Annotated in this window: 2 protein-coding genes and 1 pseudogene; all 3 read left to right on the forward strand. The window is 46.6% G+C overall.

All coding sequences use genetic code 11. The annotated features are described in order from the left end of the window. Positions 1 to 690 (forward strand): annotated as a pseudogene (gene gidA, locus B3182_RS13020) (tRNA uridine-5-carboxymethylaminomethyl(34) synthesis enzyme MnmG); the annotation flags it as partial. Further along, complete coding sequence (rsmG, locus tag B3182_RS13025) at positions 690 to 1,316, forward strand: 16S rRNA (guanine(527)-N(7))-methyltransferase RsmG (RefSeq protein WP_292358502.1); 627 nt, start codon at positions 690 to 692, stop codon at positions 1,314 to 1,316. The pseudogene gidA and the gene rsmG, both read left to right, overlap by 1 nt. 5 nt (positions 1,317 to 1,321) lie before the next feature. Further along, the coding region (locus B3182_RS13030) for a ParA family protein (protein ID WP_292753039.1) at positions 1,322 to 1,518 on the forward strand (197 nt) is incomplete at its 3' end.

The following is a 1,518-nucleotide window of genomic DNA, read 5'->3' on the forward strand; positions in this document are numbered from 1 at the left end:
GAGCCTTGGTATCCACGTCGTGATGAAGCCTATATTGGAGTATTAATTGATGACTTGATCACCTCCGGCACCAAAGAGCCTTATCGCATGTTCACCAGTCGTGCGGAATATCGTCTGATGTTACGTGAGGATAATGCTGATTCCCGACTGACACCTATTGGCCGTCAGTTAGGCATTGTCGATGATGAGCGCTGGAGCGTATTCAGTGAAAAACTGGAAGCCATTGATAAAGAAAATACCCGCTTGAATACCATGCGCGTGTCACCGGAAAAAATAGATCAACAACGTGCGACGTCTGTGCTGGGTGAGCCTCTGGCCAAAAGCAGTACGGCAATCGAGTTATTACGTCGTCCAAGTGTGGATTATCAAGGCTTGATGACATTACTGGACGAAGAGCAAATCGTTGCTGATGATGTGGCTGAGCAGGTAATGATTCAGGTGAAGTACGCTGGCTATATCAATCGCCAGCAAAATGAAGTCAACCGTTTACAGCGCAATGAAAATACATCTCTGCCGGATGATTTGGATTATAAAAATGTGCGTGGCCTATCTAATGAAGTACGTGAAAAATTACAAAATGCCAAACCACAGAGTTTAGGGCAGGCTGCGCGGATTTCCGGCGTGACACCGGCTGCCGTTTCATTATTGCTGGTTCATCTGAAACGTTCAGGCTGGAGCGAAGCCAGCTGATGGCGGTTGATTTAAAGGCACAGCTCGACAAGGGCTGTGCTGAACTGCAATTACAACTTTCCGACCAGCAAAAAATCCAACTACTGGATTATCTTGCGCTACTGCAAAAATGGAATAAGGTTTATAACCTGACCTCAGTGCGTGATCCACAAGGCATGTTGACGCGACATATCCTTGATAGTCTGTCGCTTATTCCTTATTTACAGTGCAACAGTTTGCTGGACGTTGGAAGTGGTGCTGGCCTTCCAGGTATTCCAGTGGCGATCTGTTTTCCGCAAATGGCGGTGACTCTGCTTGATAGCAATATCAAAAAAACACGTTTTTTACAGCAAGTGAAGGCCGAGCTTAAATTGAATAATGTCACGGTAATACATGGCCGAGTTGAGCAACTTACCCTGCCAAAATTTGAGGTAATAACCGCCCGCGCTTTCGCTACAATTGCCGAGATTATTGATTTAGCCGCGAGACACTGCGATGATGCGGGCAGCCTGATTTTAATGAAAGGCGTATACCCGGAACAGGAACTAGCTAGTGTTGGCGGCGGTTTTACATTGAAAGATGTGATTGCTCTGAATGTCCCGGGAGATCAGGCTGAAAGGCATCTGGTAAGACTGATTAAGGATTAATGTCAGTGGGAAATATATTTGCGGTTACTAACCAGAAAGGCGGTGTCGGTAAAACGACTACCACGGTAAATCTGGCAGCGTCGCTTGCCGATTCAGGCAAGAAAGTGCTGATGATTGATTTGGATCCGCAGGGTAATGCCACCACCGGGTGCGGTATTGATAAAGACGCCATCGAAACCAGCAGTTATGACGTTATTATGGC

The organism is Methylophaga sp. UBA4204, assembly GCF_002379485.1.
In the GTDB taxonomy this organism is placed as follows: Bacteria; Pseudomonadota; Gammaproteobacteria; order Nitrosococcales; family Methylophagaceae; genus Methylophaga.

Coding starts and splice junctions, on each gene's coding strand:
- rsmG (WP_292358502.1), top strand. CDS start 690: ATGGCGGTTGATTTAAAGGCACAGCTCGACAAGGGCTGTGCTGAACTG.